The 16484-nt window shown below is 38.6% G+C and carries 16 protein-coding genes; 8 read left to right on the forward strand and 8 right to left on the reverse strand.

All coding sequences use genetic code 11. The annotated features are described in order from the left end of the window. Positions 1-30 precede the first annotated feature (30 nt). The 3 genes from clpX to G7B20_RS17470 all read right to left on the reverse strand — a co-directional run bounded on the left by clpX (position 31) and on the right by G7B20_RS17470 (position 2509). Positions 31-1278 (reverse strand): ATP-dependent Clp protease ATP-binding subunit ClpX, encoded by a 1248-nt coding sequence (gene clpX / locus G7B20_RS17460; protein ID WP_164112701.1) that lies wholly within the window; start codon positions 1276-1278, stop codon positions 31-33. Next, positions 1279-1977 carry an ATP-dependent Clp endopeptidase proteolytic subunit ClpP gene (gene clpP / locus G7B20_RS17465; RefSeq protein ID WP_164112702.1) on the reverse strand — a complete coding sequence of 233 codons (699 nt, stop codon included), beginning with the start codon at positions 1975-1977 and terminating at the stop codon, positions 1279-1281. A gap of 70 nt (positions 1978-2047) precedes the next feature. Continuing rightward, on the reverse strand, positions 2048-2509 hold the full coding sequence (locus tag G7B20_RS17470; protein WP_164112703.1) for a type I restriction enzyme HsdR N-terminal domain-containing protein: 462 nt from the start codon (positions 2507-2509) through the stop codon (positions 2048-2050). 34 nt (positions 2510-2543) lie between these two features. Here G7B20_RS17470 and G7B20_RS17475 point away from each other — a divergent pair, with 34 nt between their 5' ends. The 5 genes from G7B20_RS17475 to carA all read left to right on the forward strand — a co-directional run bounded on the left by G7B20_RS17475 (position 2544) and on the right by carA (position 6429). Then, positions 2544-2744: a hypothetical protein gene (locus tag G7B20_RS17475; protein ID WP_164112704.1), complete on the forward strand. Its 201-nt coding sequence runs from the start codon at positions 2544-2546 to the stop codon at positions 2742-2744. 446 nt (positions 2745-3190) lie between these two features. After that, a complete protein-coding gene (gene holA, locus G7B20_RS17480) occupies positions 3191-4201 on the forward strand; it encodes a DNA polymerase III subunit delta (protein WP_164112705.1) in 1011 nt (336 codons plus the stop codon). A 49-nt stretch (positions 4202-4250) separates the two neighbouring features. Then, a complete protein-coding gene (locus G7B20_RS17485) occupies positions 4251-4829 on the forward strand; it encodes a hypothetical protein (RefSeq protein WP_164112706.1) in 579 nt (192 codons plus the stop codon). 27 nt (positions 4830-4856) lie between these two features. Then, a complete protein-coding gene (locus G7B20_RS17490) occupies positions 4857-5060 on the forward strand; it encodes a YwbE family protein (RefSeq protein WP_079642089.1) in 204 nt (67 codons plus the stop codon). Between the two features lie 268 nt (positions 5061-5328). Then, positions 5329-6429, forward strand: a complete 1101-nt coding sequence (gene carA, locus G7B20_RS17495; RefSeq protein ID WP_164112707.1) for a glutamine-hydrolyzing carbamoyl-phosphate synthase small subunit — start codon at positions 5329-5331, stop codon at positions 6427-6429. Between the two features lie 59 nt (positions 6430-6488). Here carA and G7B20_RS17500 read toward each other — a convergent pair whose 3' ends face one another. Further along, on the reverse strand, positions 6489-6827 hold the full coding sequence (locus G7B20_RS17500) for a hypothetical protein (protein ID WP_240452775.1): 339 nt from the start codon (positions 6825-6827) through the stop codon (positions 6489-6491). A gap of 71 nt (positions 6828-6898) precedes the next feature. Next, positions 6899-7279 carry a hypothetical protein gene (locus G7B20_RS17505; protein ID WP_164112708.1) on the reverse strand — a complete coding sequence of 127 codons (381 nt, stop codon included), beginning with the start codon at positions 7277-7279 and terminating at the stop codon, positions 6899-6901. 200 nt (positions 7280-7479) lie between these two features. On the opposite strand from G7B20_RS17505, the gene G7B20_RS17510 reads away from it, so the two are divergent. The 3 genes from G7B20_RS17510 (at position 7480) to G7B20_RS17520 (ending at position 10617) form a co-directional block, all read left to right on the forward strand. Beyond that, entirely contained in the window at positions 7480-7872 is a 393-nt protein-coding gene (locus G7B20_RS17510) for a hypothetical protein (protein ID WP_164112709.1), read from the forward strand. Between the two features lie 75 nt (positions 7873-7947). After that, positions 7948-9819: an Nramp family divalent metal transporter gene (locus tag G7B20_RS17515; RefSeq protein ID WP_164112710.1), complete on the forward strand. Its 1872-nt coding sequence runs from the start codon at positions 7948-7950 to the stop codon at positions 9817-9819. Positions 9820-9828: 9 nt separating this feature from the next. Continuing rightward, complete coding sequence (locus tag G7B20_RS17520) at positions 9829-10617, forward strand: SDR family oxidoreductase (protein WP_164112711.1); 789 nt, start codon at positions 9829-9831, stop codon at positions 10615-10617. Between the two features lie 45 nt (positions 10618-10662). Here G7B20_RS17520 and G7B20_RS17525 read toward each other — a convergent pair whose 3' ends face one another. From G7B20_RS17525 to G7B20_RS17535, 3 genes are all read right to left on the reverse strand, one after another. Beyond that, positions 10663-12099, reverse strand: coding sequence for a SusD/RagB family nutrient-binding outer membrane lipoprotein (locus G7B20_RS17525; RefSeq protein ID WP_205600265.1), 1437 nt, complete (start codon positions 12097-12099; stop codon positions 10663-10665). Between the two features lie 10 nt (positions 12100-12109). Then, positions 12110-15328, reverse strand: a complete 3219-nt coding sequence (locus G7B20_RS17530; RefSeq protein ID WP_164112712.1) for a SusC/RagA family TonB-linked outer membrane protein — start codon at positions 15326-15328, stop codon at positions 12110-12112. A gap of 85 nt (positions 15329-15413) precedes the next feature. After that, on the reverse strand, positions 15414-16469 hold the full coding sequence (locus tag G7B20_RS17535) for a dipeptide epimerase (RefSeq protein WP_164112713.1): 1056 nt from the start codon (positions 16467-16469) through the stop codon (positions 15414-15416). Positions 16470-16484: the final 15 nt, after the last annotated feature.

A 16484-nucleotide genomic window follows, 5' to 3' on the forward strand; every position in this document is an offset into this window, starting at 1 on the left:
CCCCCACCGAATGGGTGAGGGATCGTTGTATTAGGCTACTTTCAATTTCTTGATATCTGATTTAGCAAATTTTTTCTTTGCATAATCGAGCGTTATATGTAGCGTGGTGTCCTCACTTTCTTCTTTGCTTGTCGGTATCTCGAACATCGCATCGAGCATGATTGCCTCACATATACTTCGTAGACCTCTAGCGCCTAGCTTAAAGTCCCAAGCTTTGTCAACGATAAAATTATAAACCTCCTTGTCAAATTTGAGTTCTATTCCCTCGTACTCAAATAACTTGACGTATTGTTTTATCAACGCATTTTTAGGTTCTGTGAGGATACTTAATAAAGTTTCTTTATCAAGCGGATTCAAATGCGTTAATACCGGTAGTCGGCCTATCAGCTCCGGAATTAGGCCAAAGCTTTTTAGGTCTTGAGGTGTTATATATTTATACAGATTATTAAGGTCGATATCTTCCTCTTCTTCTATCATTTTATAACCTACGGTCTGTGTTCTTAGGCGGTTGGCAATCTTCTTTTGTATACCGTCAAAAGCTCCACCACAGATGAATAAAATGTTACTCGTATTTACCGTTATCATTTTTTGATCGGGATGTTTTCGGCCACCTTGGGGAGGTACGTTTACATTCGTTCCTTCTAAAATTTTAAGTAATGCTTGTTGTACACCCTCGCCAGATACATCTCTTGTGATCGAAGGATTATCGCTTTTACGAGCGATCTTATCAATCTCGTCAATATAGATGATTCCTCTTTCAGCGGAAGCTACATCGTAGTCCGCAGACTGTAGTAGACGGGTAAGTATACTTTCCACATCTTCCCCCACGTATCCGGCTTCCGTTAGTACAGTGGCATCGACTATGGAGAAAGGTACATTAAGAATTTTAGCGACGGTTTTTGCTAATAAAGTTTTGCCTGTACCTGTTTCTCCAACTATGATTAAGTTAGATTTCTCGATTTCAGTTTCATCTGAACTCGATTTTTGATTCAATCTTTTGTAATGGTTGTATACGGCTACAGAAATAACTTTTTTAGCATCATCTTGTCCAATTACATACTGGTCTAAATGCTGTTTGATTTCTAAAGGACGGATTAACTTTAGCGTGGTTTGTAGCGATTTATTTTTTCGCTGATTTAATTCTTCCGCTAAAATTTCGCCTGCTTGGGTCACACAGCGATCACAGATATGCGCTCCATCTCCGGCGATCAGCATCAATGCTTCGTTTTTGCTGATCCCGCAGAAAGAACAGTGGATATCTTTATTGTTCTTACTCATTTATTTACTTTCTTTTCTAGGTGCTAAGACCTCATCAATCATTCCAAATTCCTTCGCTTCTGCTGCCCTCATCCAGTAGTCACGGTCAGATGATTTCTCAACCCATTCGTAGGATTGACCTGAATGTTCCGCGATAATGGTGTACAACTCTTCCTTAAGCTTTAACATTTCGCGCAAATTGATTTCCATATCTGCTGCTACTCCCTGAGCTCCCCCAGAAGGCTGGTGAATCATGACACGCGAGTGTTTTAATGCGGCGCGTTTCCCTTTTGCTCCAGCGACCAATAAAACTGCTCCCATAGAAGCAGCCATACCTGTACAAATAGTCGCTACATCTGGAGAGATATACTGCATGGTATCATAGATCCCTAATCCCGCATATACACTACCTCCTGGGGAGTTGATGTATATTTGTATATCTCTTTGTGCATCAGTGGATTGTAGGAATAGTAGTTGCGCCTGAATGATGTTGGCAACTTGATCATTGACCCCATCTCCTAAGAAAATGATACGATCCATCATTAATCTGGAGAATACGTCCATCTGCGCTACATTTAACTGCCGTTCCTCAACGATGTAAGGCGTCAAATTGGTTGGTGTTTGAGTCTCTATACGGGAAATAAATCCGTCAACATGTTGAGAGCCAATGCGGTGGTGTTTGATGGCATATTTTCTGAATTCGTTTTTATCTATATTCATTTTTTGGTGATTTTACTTTTATAAATTATTAGACTAATATAAATTGTATTTTCTTAAATACAAATAATATTTATGTCTCCTTATTGTAAATTGGTAGATCTGAAATAAAATCTATGGTACTGTTTTCAAAATTAACTTTACAAAAATAGTGCTGCAAGCCGTTGCTAACTAATAAAAGCGGGATTTTGTGTTTGCTGTTGTAATTCCCAATCTGTTCAAAAGTACTTTGTGAGATCTTGACTCCTGGTGCTTTAAACTCAGCGAGTAAGATTTTTTCTCCTTTGTTATTAAATATGACAAGGTCGCTTCTTTTTTGCAACTCATTTATGAGCAGGCCCCCTTCTATTTGCATCAATGATTTGGGATACTTTTTGTGAAGATGTAAAAAATGTACCCAATGTTGCCTTACCCATTCCTCTGGTGTGAGTACCAAATTTTTCTTTCTGAGGATATCAAATACATAAACTTTGTTTTGAATACGGGTCAGCTTTAAAGGAAAAGGAGGTAAGTTTAATGGTACTGGCTTAAACATACGCAAATTTACGGAATTTTGGCTGTATAACAAAATGGAAGGGTGGACAGTGGTTAATTTTAAAGAACGTTTGTTCTTGTCGCTCAAGCCGCGACTGGCTTCTCCTTTTGTCTTGCCAAAAGGAGGCAAAAGCGCGTCACTATACCGGCTTGCCACAAAGCCTTCCTATCCCTTCAATTGGCAACCCGCCAAGGTGACATTTTCCAAAGTGAAAGAAGCTGCGAACAAGGTATAAAATTTTTGAGAAAGCGACCTTGTAGCATATGGAGTCAAAAGCCGTAAAGTTATCATAGTACAGCAGTACATCTTGCAGTAGATAAGGATTTACCTTCGGTGAGTTCACAAGCTCGGTTTCAGTCTAGGGGAGCAAATGTTTGGAGACCGAGGAAATCGCCATGATAGCTTTACGTACTGTGATGAACATAGGCTACAAAGCCTTGATTTATGGACTTTTGTTGATTTTGGTGTCCATGAGCTCCCTACGGTCAGTTTTTTGCTTCGTTTTTTTAACAAGCAAACCTTCAAAGATGCTCTTGAATGCCTTTAAAAAACAAACACAATGAAAAATAATGAAGGCTCTGTTCTGGCAAGGACAAAAGATAATTCAAACCTTCTTTAAAAGACATCAATATTTTAGCAACTTCCTATATATTCCTGTAGAATGTGTATTTTCGCAAGGTCATGAGTGCACAATCCATCTTAAGCGATATAAAGCAACGTAAGTTCAAACCGCTGTATTTATTGCATGGCGAAGAGTCATACTACATAGATCTAATTACAGATAGTGTCGAAAATAATGTTCTCAATGAAGGACAGAAGGGCTTTGACCAAACTATTCTTTATGGTAAAGATACCGACTTCTCTACGATAGTGAGTGCTGCTAAGCGCTATCCGATGATGAGCGATTATCAGGTAATTATTATTAAGGAAGCACAGGGACTGAAATGGAAAGGGGATGACGCATTCTTAACAAAGTATATAGATCAGCCTACTCCCACAACTATTTTGGTCTTCGCTTTTAAGCATGGCAAATTTGATAAGCGTACGAAGCTATATAAATCAATAGAAAAAAAGGGTATTGTCTTTGAATCCGAGAAGCTTTATGATAATAAAGTTGCCCCTTGGATTTTGGAAGAATTGCAACGTAATGGGCAAAGGATACATCCTCAGGCGGCAGCTTTAATGGCAGATTATTTGGGGACGGACCTATCGAAGATTGCTAATGAAGTACAGAAGCTTGTACTTAATGTACCCAAGGATCGGGAAATATCGGTTCAGGACATAGAACAAAATATCGGTATCAGTAAAGATTTTAATGTTTTTGAGTTGAATTCTGCTTTGGGCAAGCGCGAATTAATGAAGGCTGTTCAGATAGTCGATTATTTTGCATCAAACCCTAAATCGAATCCCTTTGTTGTTGTAATAGGTGCTGTTGCTGGATATTTCACGAAGTTATTGAAGTATCATTATTTACCGGATAAATCCTCGGCTGTGGTGGCTAAGGAACTCGGTGTGCATCCTTTTTTTACGAAAGAATACGACGCAGCAGCGCGTAACTTTAATCGTCGTAAACTATTTGATGTACTAGCTGTTTTACGGGAATATGATTTGAAGTCTAAAGGGGTAAATGCAGGCCCCAACATCAACGATGGTGAGTTGATGCGGGAGATGGTATTCAAGATTCTCAGTTAAAACGTTTCCCATCGGATAAGAGATAACTAGATCCATAAACTGATGGATCATGAATAATTATACACATATGGAAAAACTTTTTCTTTTCTTTTTAGGTTTCATTTGTTACACGGGGCTTCGTGCGCAGTCATTCTATACTGTAATTCAAGGAGGGGGCAATTTGGGCTTTGCCAACGAAGGTTATAAAGGAGCCTTTAATGGTTATTCCTTACATTTTATCTTTGGAAAGAACTTTGACGACAGAGCCTACCTTGGGCTTGGTTTGGGAAACGAACGGTTAAAAGGTAATTACAGAACGAATGACCCACATCAGGATGATCAAAAGAAATATAATTATGATCAGAATCTATTCCCCATATTTATTGATGGTAGATTGCCTTTCGGCGAGATAGGAGCTAGCGCCAGAATAGGTCTACTGATTAACGGCGGATATGCACCTCGACTGAGCCCACAATATGATAATGGGTTCTTATTCAAAGGAGGTTTTTTCTATCTGCATGAAGCTCCGGGTAGAACCGATTGGACGGTTTCAGCCAGTTACGGCTATCAGCAACTGACGAAGAACATTTTTAGAAAGGATTTTCAGCATCAACATTTTAATCTGTCAGTGGGTATAATGCTGAAGTAGTCCATTTAAACTTTTAACTTTACGAATATGAAGAACGGAAAAACGAGAGCAGATATTAAGCCAGGGATGTTAGTTAATATCGTGTTAAAGAAAGACCAACGAACAGGTATTCTGACGGAGGGTATTGTGAAAGATCTATTAACTTCGGCTCCGGTTCATCACCGTGGTATCAAAGTACGGTTGGATGATGGGCAGATTGGTAGGGTACAGGAAATATTGGAGGAGGATTAGCGATATTTTTTTATTTTTATTTTTTACTTGTTACTTTTCTTTCTACCTTTGTCCCTCGTGAAAATTGATGTTTCTGATTTGATTTCCAAAGACAATTTGTTCAATGTTTACATTGAAATATCACGAGATTGATACGTATAGCCCATTTGGGCTTTTTTTATGTCCAAAAATTGATCTTTGATTTCCATAAGGAAGTGTCACCCACAGTGAAGAAGGTATATATTCCTTATTCTCAGTTTGAAATTATTTAGTATTTTTAATATAAAAAATGACCAGCTACAGTAAATTACCCGCAATTTTAGTTTTAGAAGATGGAACAGTTTTTCACGGTAAGGCAGCCGGAAAGATTGGAACAACTACTGGAGAAATTTGTTTCAATACCGGCACTACGGGATACCAGGAAATATTTACCGATCCGTCTTATTTTGGACAGATTATGGTGACTACCAATGCTCATATTGGTAATTATGGTATTGATGAAGATGACGCCGAGTCTGATAAAATTCAGATTGCAGGACTGGTTTGTAAAAATTATAATATTAACTATAGCCGTAAAATGGCTGATGAGTCGATTCAGTCTTATTTTGAAGAGCAGAACTTAGTTGGTATTTCGGATATTGATACGCGTTCATTGGTGCGTCATATTCGTGACAAAGGAGCCATGAACGCTATTATATCGTCCGAAAATCTTGACGCAGACTCTTTAAAAGCAGCGTTGGCCAAAGTGCCTTCTATGGATGGGTTAGAATTATCGTCTTCGGTGACGACCAAAGAGCCTTACTTCTATGGTGATGAGACAGCTAGCACCCGTATAGCTGTATTGGATTTGGGAATTAAGAAAAACATCTTGCGCAATTTTGATGCGAGACAGGTGTATGCTAAAGTATTTCCTGCTAAAACTACGTTTGCAGAGATGGAAGCTTGGGGAGCGGACGGTTATTTTATTTCTAATGGCCCCGGTGATCCTTCTGCGATGGATTATGCGATTACTACTGTTCAACAGATTTTGGCGGCAGAAAAGCCTATGTTCGGAATCTGTTTAGGACACCAGATTTTGGCTTTGGCACATGGTATCCGTACACAAAAAATGTTTAACGGTCATCGCGGTATCAATCATCCGGTAAAAAATATCATTGCGGATAAATGTGAGATTACATCACAAAATCACGGATTTGGTGTTGTAAGGGAAGATATTGAAAATTCGGAAAATATTGAAGTGACTCACATCAATTTGAATGATAACTCGATAGAAGGTATACGTGTTAAAGGCAAGAATGCTTTCTCGGTACAATATCACCCTGAGTCTTCTCCTGGCCCACACGATTCCCGGTATTTATTTGATGACTTTATCAGCATGATAAAAGGATAATAAATAGAAAGAGCTCAGATGATTAACTGAGCTCTTTCTATTTAATAAAACTATTAGCCTTAAAAAACTTGATTCTTATCGCCAAATGTGATCATGATCATTCCTGCTACGATGACGAAAATGCCTAAAATCTGCATCCAGGAAATAGCGGTTTTGAAATATAAAGCCATGGCAAGTTGAACAGTGATAAACGTCCCGCCCGAGCATAAAGCAATTACGATCGGTTGTGACACATTTTTGAATAACTGTACCAAAAACCAACTTGCAGAAAGAAGTATAATATTTCCAATAATCAATGCATGCCAATGATATTTTGGATTGATTCCGCCCCACTTAAATAGGATACTGGATATGATTTGACAGGCCCAAAACGAGGCAAAATAGATGTAATTGATCATTATGTTATTGTTCGTTAACCGAAATTAAAACGAATATACGAATGGTAACTATGATTTTTTTATTTTCGTGTTTAATATACCCGGGGACTTTCTAACAGGTCGGTAACATAGCCTAAAATCTCAATTTCACTTTCGCCATCTTCAAGCATGGAAAATGTTAAATAGGCCGCATATATCTCACAGCTGAATACGATGTGTTTGTCCTGGATAATCGTATCTATTATTTCATCTCTAGTTTCAAAACCAATGTGCTGAAGCTCATTGTGTAGATTTGTTGAGATAGATTCATGACACTCGCCACTAGCAAAACCTACGATGATATGTAATATTAATTTATCAAAAATATCGGGGTCTAGACCTTTGAATCGATTGGCATAAAGCTCGTAATCAAAACGCTTTTTTGCACTATTAACTATTTTATCCCAGATCAAAAATTCTGTTTTCGTCTGCATAACTGCTCGTGTTTATAAAAGTGGTTAAGTAAATATAAGATATTCAGATTGTATTTCAAAGGCTAAAAAATCTTGATTTAGATTTTGAAGTCTGTCGGATTCGTATTATTCAGAAGTGTTAAAACTATTTTATAAACATAATTGTATATAGATTATACGGATTATTATGCCGTGAGGAACTACAAGAAAAGGAGGATATCATGTTGATCAACCATTATGTCGATCCAGAAGAGGATTTTGATTCTGACGAAAATGAGAAAGAAGCGTTAGAAGTGAACGATTTGGCTTTTGACGAAGAAAAAGGAAGTTATCGATTTGATGTGGAGGATAATGACCCCGATTGGGATCATCCTGCAGACTACGATACACTGAGTAGGGGGGCGGAGGATGATGCTTCTACCTATGATGTTTCTAATCCTTTCGTCGGTTCGGAATATTCAGATTTAGACGATTTAAAACAAGAGGATCTTGAAAATTCGGGAATGCGGATTACCAATAAGAAAAATCTGAAAGTTTCTAAGCTAGATCGGGATTTAGCTAAAGATGAAGAAGATTTCAGAGATGATCTGGATGAGGAGGGGTATCCTCGATAAAAGCTTTTGTTACATCTTTACATTGTTTACAAATAGATCTATTTTTGGTTGAGGTTAGTAAAGCAATCTCATTTTATGTCATTTAACCGTCATAAATCACTTGAAGACGTTCACGAAAGTGTGCACGTTTATCAGGGGCGTTCAAGGATAAAACGTTTACTCAGTTTCTTCGGTCCAGCTTATTTGATATCGGTTGGTTATATGGATCCGGGAAATTGGGCGACAGACTTAGCTGGTGGTAGTGCATTCGGCTATGCGTTACTATGGGTGCTTCTGTTAAGCAATTTGATTGCATTGCTACTTCAGAGTCTTTGCGCTCGATTGGGAATTGTGCGTGGAAAAGATTTAGCACAATGTAATAGAGAGCTATATCCTAAACGAACCAATTTTTTCTTGTACCTACTTGCCGAGATAGCGATTGCAGCCTGCGACCTGGCTGAGGTTTTGGGTATGGCTATCGGATTAAATTTACTTTTTGGCATTGATCTTATTTGGGGAGTGATAATTAGTTTCGCGGATACATTCTTACTTCTTTATTTACAAAAGTTAGGCATGCGGAAGCTAGAATTGTTTATTGTAGGGACTATTGCATTGATAGGCGCTTGTTTTGTTGTGGAGATGTTCTTAGCAAAACCAGATTTGGAGGAGGTGGCGAAAGGTTTAATACCCTCTATACCCAATGGAGCAAGGTTGTATTTAGCTATTGGGATTATTGGGGCAACAGTGATGCCGCACAATCTTTATCTACACAGCGCTTTAGTGCAGACCAGGAAAATAGAGAAAAACTTTACGTCTATTAAGAAGGCTATTAAGTACAATTTTTTAGATAGTGCAGTAGCGTTGAATTTGGCCTTTTTCGTCAATGCTGCTATTCTGATTTTATCAGCATCTGTTTTTTACAAAAATGGAATGCATGAAGTTGCCGAATTAGGTGATGCTTACCATTTACTTGGAAATATACTGGGTACGGAATGGGCGCCCAAATTATTTGCCATAGCATTGATTTTAGCGGGACAAAGCTCTACGGTAACGGGAACATTGGCGGGGCAAATCGTTATGGAAGGATATTTAAGGTTGCGGATTAGCCCCTTACTGCGCAGGCTTATTACTCGATTATTGGCTGTCGTTCCGGCTATTTTGGTGATACTTCATTTTGGGGAAGGTTATGTCGGGCAGATGTTGATTTTTTCACAGGTCTTGTTGAGTATGCAGTTGGCATTCGCTATCATTCCCTTGATACACTTTGTGAGCGACAAAAAAACAATGGGAGCATTTGTCATCACTCCTTCTGTAAAGGTATTATCTTGGACTGTTGCTGTTGTGATTTCGATTCTAAATTTCAAATTAGTGTATGAGGAAGTTTCCGGGTGGATTGCTTTATATCAAAATTTTTGGATTACTATTTTGTTGTTAACGGGCAGTCTTGGGGTGTTGGCTTTACTGCTGGTTACCATTTTTTATCCGTATACTAATGTTGGTAAGCCCGCGACATTGGACTTGCATTCTGCCTTTGAAGAGCTGGAGTTTGGACGGACGAATCAAATAAAAAGAATACTTTTGGCGTTAGACTTCTCTAAATCGGATGAAGCAGTTATTAACCAAGCGCTGTCTTTCAACAAAGATGATGTTATATTTGTCTTAACACATGTCGTAGAAAGTGCCTCGGTTAATTATTCCGGTGAAGATACGGGAGATTATGAATCTGTGCACGACAAAGAGCATATCCGTAAATATGTAGAGCTGCTCCGTGGATTCGGATTTAATGCATCATATGAACTGGGCTATAGCAATAGGGTTAAAGCCATTAAAGGTTTAGTTGAGAAATTGGATATTGACCTTTTAATTGTTGGGTCACATGGGCATAACGGCTTTAAAGATCTTATTTTTGGAGAAACGGTAAACAAATTACGTCACACCGTTAAAATTCCGGTTTTAATAGCGCAATAGGAGATAATTATGGAAATAAAACTAATAGGGAAAAAGGCTCTGGTAGGCGGGAGTTCTTCAGGAATTGGAAAGGCCATTGCAATAGAGCTTGCAAAATGTGGTGCTGAGGTGACTTTAATGGCTCGCTCAGTAGATAAACTTGAGATGGTGTTGAAAGAGTTGGACGTAAGTTTTGGACAACAACATGGCTATCTACATACCGATTTTAATGATCCGAAAAGGCATAGGGATAATTTGAAAGATTATTTTTCAAATCATAAGGTAGATATCTTGGTGAATAATACCAACGGTCCGCAGGCCGGAGATGTGTTGTCGAAAGACGAGTTTGACTATCAGCAAGCTTTTGATTTGCTGTTCCAAAATGCGGTATTAACAAGCCAACTAGCATTGCCCTATATGAAAAGTCAGGGTTTTGGGCGGATTATTAACGTGTCATCGATGACAGTTAAAGAGCCTCAAGATGCTCTTGTTCTATCAAATACGATGCGTACGGCTCTTGTATCTTGGAGCAAAAGCTTGTCGAATGCTGTCGCAGCGGAAGGTATTACTGTCAATTCTATCTTAACGGGATATTTTGATACGGATCGTCTTAATAGTTTGATGGAGTCTCAGGCTCAAAGCAGGGGAGTTAGTGTAGACGAGATCCGTCAACAACGTATTGCATCGGTACCCATGCATCGATTGGGGGATCCGAGCGAGTATGGGTATTTAGCGGCATTTTTAGCTTCCGAGTATGCGGCATTTCTTACAGGAACGGCTATTCCTTTGGATGGAGGGATTGCAAAGACAATATTTTAGAAAAGAGTAAAGGGACGATACATTACATCGTCCCTTTATAAATTGTTATGGCTTATCCCACCACACTCTAGTGTTTAAACCATCAGTTCCTCCGTATGGGAAAGCCTTTACAGCTGCCTCATAATTTGTCTTGTTATTTGATGCTTCTTGTGTTGGGTAACCTTCTCGACGAGGCATTTGACCACCATTGATATCAGCTGCAACTGTTAAGTTAGGGTATCCTGTTCTTCTCCATTCTGCCCAGCCTTCGTATCCGTAAGGGAATAAGTGAATCCAACGTTGTGTAGCAATTTGTTCAATTGCCTTATTTGCATTATATGCAATATCTATATTGGTTAAATATGTTGCTACATCTGTTGTAGAACCAGTCCATTGTGCGATAGATTGTTTAATAGCTTCTTCATAAAAAGATTTTGCCTGACTATCCCCCCCACTTATCCATCCCAACTTTGCAGCTTCTGCTTTAGCGAATAATAGTTGTGCATATGTCACTAGATGAACAGGTGAATCTTGCTTTCTAATTGAACTGCCAAAAAGTGATATTTTTGGTATATCAACATCAGGATTGGGGACTAGTTTACCAAACTCTAAGCCTGCATATCCTCCAGTGTTATTTTTATCGCCGAAAACAGGTAGACGAGGGTCGTTATATGGTAACATATGATCAACCAAAGTTTTGCTTAAAGCATACCAGTTTCTTTTTAGGACAGTAAACGAGTTATACCAGAAATTTTCATGAGCTGATTCTGCTAGGTGAGGATAGGATAAGTTATCACTGTTGGAAGTTAAGATGCCAGCATCCATTGCTTTTACAAACTCCGCTTTTCCTTTTTCAGGATTTACTTTAGAAAGGCGTAATGCCATTAACATATGGATAGAGTTACCTAATTTTTTCCATTTTGCAATATCACCTTTGTAAACAATATCATTTTTGATATTTCCATTCGTTAAAACAATATTATTGTTTGCTTCATCTAATAGTTTGAATATGCTATTATAAATTTCTTCCTGTTTATCATATTTTGGATTAGATAACCCTATTCCTTTAAGTGCTTCATTCATAGGGACATCTCCCCATCGGTCTGTGACGTGCCACATGAAGAAAGCCTTTAATGTTTTTGCGACGGCAATCTGATTGACAACAGGTCCTTCATTGGCATTTAACTCTTTCTCACTTTGGAGTACTGCTTCAAGATTCATCAGTGGACCAGCATACCAGGTAGAAAAATTAAAGTTAGTTGCTATAAATCTTGAATTGTCAGTGAAAGTTGTTAGACTAAGATATTGGGGGTAATGTACACCATATGCGCTTGAGCTCACATTGGATAGATAGAGCTGTGAATTAGCTATAAGTTGTGTTCCGGAAGCTTTACTTGGTCTATTCGGATCCTCATAATATGAATCGTCAAACTTTGTACAGGAGATAATTAACATTGGACTGATAGCAATCCATAGATACTTCATTATATTATGCTTTTTCATGACTTTCTATTTAAAACTTAACACTTAAATTAAAACCATAGGAGCGTACGGTCTGTAATTCTCCTTTTTCTATCCAGCTGATGTTCGCACTACCTGAAGACAACTCTGATGGATCAAGACCTTTTGGCGCTTTTTGCCAAATCATCCAAGGATTTCGGGCTATAGCAGAAATTCGTATTGATTTTAAAGGAGTTCTGCCTAATTGATTATCAGTGAATGTATAGCCTAAACTAACTTCCCGTAATTTGATATACGAAGCATCGAATACCCACTCTTCATAAATTCTAGTACCAATCTGATTTCTAAAATAGGTTCTTGCATCAATAAATGCGTTTACCTCTTGTCCTGATGATTGTGATATCCCGTTGATTTCATAACCTCCACCATCAACTAAAGGATCACGGACATTTTTACCTTTGCTATTTAGAACTGCAGTTTCTTCAGCCTGACCGGACTTTACTGCTAACATTTTTGACCAACTAAAGAATTTTCCTCCCGATTGGAAGTCTATCATGGTATTCAAGTCAAAGTTTTTATATCTGAAACTATTAATAAATCCACCGGTGAATTTTGGAACAACCGAACCAAAATTCTTATTTAACTCTTGAATCGGTAAGTTCGCGTTGTCTAGTAATATTTTTCCAGTCGCCTCATCTCTTTTGTATCCAGGTCCTACTAATGAACCAAATGCTTCTCCTTTATTAGCATATAGATATACTGTTTGACTTGAGTAGGTGTTGTTGTCCAGTTGATAGGAATCAATTCCTGTTATCAGTTCGTGAATAATACTGTTGTTTCTTGCCCCGTTAAGTGTTGTGTTCCAAGTAAAGTTACTAGTTTGAACTGGGGTTGCTGTCAGTGACAACTCAATACCGTTATTTTCTATATCGCCTGCATTCACCCTAAATTGAGTGAATCCAGTCGCTACAGGAGAAGAGAGTCCAATAACTTGATCTTTGTTTCTTTGCATGTAATAAGTGAAATCTAATCCTAATCTATTGTTGAAGAATTTTAAATCTGTACCAATTTCAAAGGAATTCGCAAATGATGGTTTCAAACTAGGGTTATTTAAAACATCAGGTACATAAAGTGTATTTATCGGTCCATTCGAACTCGTGTACACGGATCCAATTTCGTAATTTAAAATAGTAGAATATGGTGGGACAGAAGCTCCTGCTACAGCGTATGAACTTCTTAGTTTACCAAAACTTAAGATTGAAGATTCTATCAAATTACTGAATACAAAAGAACCAGATACAGAGGAATAGTTGTAGGCATTGTTGTCTTTTGGCAATGCTGAAGAAATATCTCTTCTGAAAGATCCGTCAATAAAGTAGGTTTCTTTGTAGCCTAAAGAAGTCATTATATATGCGGATCGTGTTTGTTCCTTTAGTTTGTATGAGGCGACAGCAGGCCTATCTATTGAGGCTTCGATGTTATAGAAACCAATTGAACTCAGTCCTCCTTGTGTACGTTGGCTGAGGTAGTCATAATTACGTATATAAATATTTCCACCAAGGTTGGTATTGAGGGATAAGTCTCCCCATACTTTATCATATTGAGCAAGAAATTCATAATTGCTTTCTTCGTTTTGGTATTTGCCCACACTATATCCTTGATTTGATTTGAAAGTACCATCGGCACTTTCTGATCGTCCTCCGATAGCGAGTCTTCTGCTGATGTTTTGTGTAAATTGATCTCTTCTTATGAAACCTGAGACCTTAAGTTCTGAAAAAATCTTGTAGGTTACTCCAACATCTCCAAAAAATCGATCTCTAGAATCATTGTTTAGATTTTCATAGGCGTCAAAAAATGGATTATTCCAGTCTGACGGTGTGTTATTGACTATTAATTCTGAAGTTGTATTTGGATTCACATTCCAGTTTAGAATGGTACCATCAGCATACTTATAATTCCGTAATCGGTTGATGTCTATATTTCTTTGAAACCATTGTGTCGCCCCCGTAAAGGATCCTTGATAACCTTGTGTAGGGCGTTGTCCTTTGTTGTTGGCATAATTGATATTAGCAGATGCGGTCAGTTTTTCTGTTATGTCCAGTGATCCATTAACAGCAAAGTTGTTTCTTTTGAGCCATGTATTAGGGTAAGTACCTTTGATATATGCGTTATTATAAGAAAAACGAATAGCACTGTTTTCTGCCCCTCCACTTATCGTAATTCCGTTATTGGTATTTATCCCTGTATTGAAGAAATCTTTGATATTGTCAGGTTGTGGTACGAATGGGCTAGCCTTTCCATAATCTGGATCCTGAGGATAAAAGCTATAAAACATTCGGACAGGTGTTCCATCCATTTTTGGCCCCCAAGATTCATCATTACCATTTACGTAGAATTCTCCTGAAGCCAATTTCAAAAAGTTCTGGTTATTGCCCACTCCATATGTGTTTTGTAGGGGCATAAAATTGCCAACCCGTTCGAATGAAGTTGCAGAGCTAAGATCTATTGCTACTGATTTAGGGCCTTTCTTGCCTTTTTTTGTAGTTATCATAATAACTCCATACTGCCCACGGATACCATAGAGCGCCGACGCTGTGGGGCCTTTTAGTATGTTGATGTTTTCGATGTCTTCTGGGTTGATATCTTGTCCTACGTTTCCTAGGTCGACTCCATTTCCATTACTTGAACTGAAATTTGAGTTGGAGATGGGGGTTCCATCAATTACCATTAAGGGTTGCCCCCCTCCTGTCACTGAATTAATCCCCCTTAATTTTATTTTTTGAGTTCCTCCTAAATTTGCTCCCGAAGAACCAGTTACCTGAGCACCGGCGACCTTTCCCGCTAGAGATCCTAAAACGTTAGTTTCCTTTGTGAAAGTCAAATCATCTCCTCCAATTTTCTGGGTAGAGTAACCTAACGATTTTTGAGATCTTTGGATCCCTAGAGCTGTTACAACAACTTCTTCTATATCCTCTTCTCCTGATAGCAGTGTTATTCTTATCGTCTTTCTGCCTCTTACCTCTATTTCCTGCGGGCTGTATCCAACAGCAGAAATTAATAATGTTGAATTTTGGTCTGTATTCAAAGAGAATAGACCGCTGGAGTTTGTTGAAGTTGCAGTAGAGGTCCCTTTGACCGTGATTGTCACTCCTGAAAGTGGAGTGCCATTTTGATCGGTCACTTTCCCAGCTACTGAAACCTGCTGCGCATTTACAACCTGTAAACCGGCGCTAGCCATCACACATAGTGTGGTGAGTAGATGAATTTTCATGAATAAGGCTTATTAGTTTATAATTATTAAGTTTGTATGGTTACTCCGACCGACTTAACGGTCGGAGATTTTTTTGGTTCTGGTGTTAGGCGTTTTTCAATACCCCTATCCCCGGACGATCAGGCAGTATACACTGACCATCTTGTACTATCATTCCACTATAGATATCATTACCGATTAATAATGCTCCATCCAAATCTGCCCAGTCGATTAGTGGTGCAAGCTGTGCTGCAGCGGATATTGCACAAGAGGTCTCGGTCATGCACCCCAGCATGACTTTCAAGTCCAAGGCACGTGCTAGTTCGGCCATCCGTTTTGCTTCACGCATTCCTGTGCATTTCATCAATTTGATGTTTATTCCTGTATACACGCCTTGCAGTTTCGGTATATCGATCAGCCGTTGACAACCCTCATCTGCAATGGTTGGAATGGGGGAGTGGGCGGTAAGCCAGGCATTCTCATCTAGCATTTCTTTCGGCATAGGTTGCTCTAAAAATACTACATTCCTTTCATTAAGCCAGTAAGCCATTTCCAATGCTTCTTCTTTATTTTTCCAACCCTGGTTTACATCGGCACATAAGGGTACATCGGTGACCGAACGGATGGTGTCAATAATCATCTTATCCGTATCGAGACCCAATTTCACTTTTAATATCTTAAATTGTTCCGCTTCTTTTACTTTTTTACGAATCATCTCCTCACTATCGATACCAATAGTGTATGAGGTAGGGGGGATTCGATTGGGGTTTAATCCCCATATCTTGTAAAAGGGCTGTTGCATTATTTTTCCCAATAAATCGTGCAATGCGATATCAATAGATGCCTTGGCTGCTGTATTTTTCTCTTCCAAGAGATCTACATAAGAAAGGATCTCTTCTGTCTCGAACGGTGATGAAAAAGCTGATAAATCTACTTTTCGTAAAAAAGTGCAAACACTTTCCTGTGACTCGCCCAAATAGGGAGGCATACTTGCTTCGCCATATCCAATGATGCCGTCGTATTCTATTTCGGTCAATACCACGGGAGTAGTCGTTCTACTAAATGATGCAACTGTAAAAACGTGACGCATTTCTAAGGTATAAGGCCTAAAGCGCAACGTGAATTTCCCCATTTTCTTTGTTTGCCAATCTGTGGTGTTCATGGTGTTATGATTGTG

Origin of the sequence: Sphingobacterium sp. xlx-96 (genome assembly GCF_011007365.1) — a bacterium.
Lineage (GTDB): Bacteria > Bacteroidota > Bacteroidia > Sphingobacteriales > Sphingobacteriaceae > Sphingobacterium > Sphingobacterium luzhongxinii.

What these genes read in the sequence shown, in the direction of transcription:
- clpX (WP_164112701.1), bottom strand. Translation starts at nt 1,278, where the DNA reads ATGAGTAAGAACAATAAAGATATCCACTGTTCTTTCTGCGGGATCAGC.
- clpP (WP_164112702.1), bottom strand. Translation starts at nt 1,977, where the DNA reads ATGAATATAGATAAAAACGAATTCAGAAAATATGCCATCAAACACCAC.
- G7B20_RS17470 (WP_164112703.1), bottom strand. Translation starts at nt 2,509, where the DNA reads ATGTTTAAGCCAGTACCATTAAACTTACCTCCTTTTCCTTTAAAGCTG.
- G7B20_RS17475 (WP_164112704.1), top strand. Translation starts at nt 2,544, where the DNA reads ATGGAAGGGTGGACAGTGGTTAATTTTAAAGAACGTTTGTTCTTGTCG.
- holA (WP_164112705.1), top strand. Translation starts at nt 3,191, where the DNA reads ATGAGTGCACAATCCATCTTAAGCGATATAAAGCAACGTAAGTTCAAA.
- G7B20_RS17485 (WP_164112706.1), top strand. Translation starts at nt 4,251, where the DNA reads ATGAATAATTATACACATATGGAAAAACTTTTTCTTTTCTTTTTAGGT.
- G7B20_RS17490 (WP_079642089.1), top strand. Translation starts at nt 4,857, where the DNA reads ATGAAGAACGGAAAAACGAGAGCAGATATTAAGCCAGGGATGTTAGTT.
- carA (WP_164112707.1), top strand. Translation starts at nt 5,329, where the DNA reads ATGACCAGCTACAGTAAATTACCCGCAATTTTAGTTTTAGAAGATGGA.
- G7B20_RS17500 (WP_240452775.1), bottom strand. Translation starts at nt 6,827, where the DNA reads ATGATCAATTACATCTATTTTGCCTCGTTTTGGGCCTGTCAAATCATA.
- G7B20_RS17505 (WP_164112708.1), bottom strand. Translation starts at nt 7,279, where the DNA reads ATGCAGACGAAAACAGAATTTTTGATCTGGGATAAAATAGTTAATAGT.
- G7B20_RS17510 (WP_164112709.1), top strand. Translation starts at nt 7,480, where the DNA reads ATGTTGATCAACCATTATGTCGATCCAGAAGAGGATTTTGATTCTGAC.
- G7B20_RS17515 (WP_164112710.1), top strand. Translation starts at nt 7,948, where the DNA reads ATGTCATTTAACCGTCATAAATCACTTGAAGACGTTCACGAAAGTGTG.
- G7B20_RS17520 (WP_164112711.1), top strand. Translation starts at nt 9,829, where the DNA reads ATGGAAATAAAACTAATAGGGAAAAAGGCTCTGGTAGGCGGGAGTTCT.
- G7B20_RS17525 (WP_205600265.1), bottom strand. Translation starts at nt 12,099, where the DNA reads ATGAAAAAGCATAATATAATGAAGTATCTATGGATTGCTATCAGTCCA.
- G7B20_RS17530 (WP_164112712.1), bottom strand. Translation starts at nt 15,328, where the DNA reads ATGAAAATTCATCTACTCACCACACTATGTGTGATGGCTAGCGCCGGT.
- G7B20_RS17535 (WP_164112713.1), bottom strand. Translation starts at nt 16,469, where the DNA reads ATGAACACCACAGATTGGCAAACAAAGAAAATGGGGAAATTCACGTTG.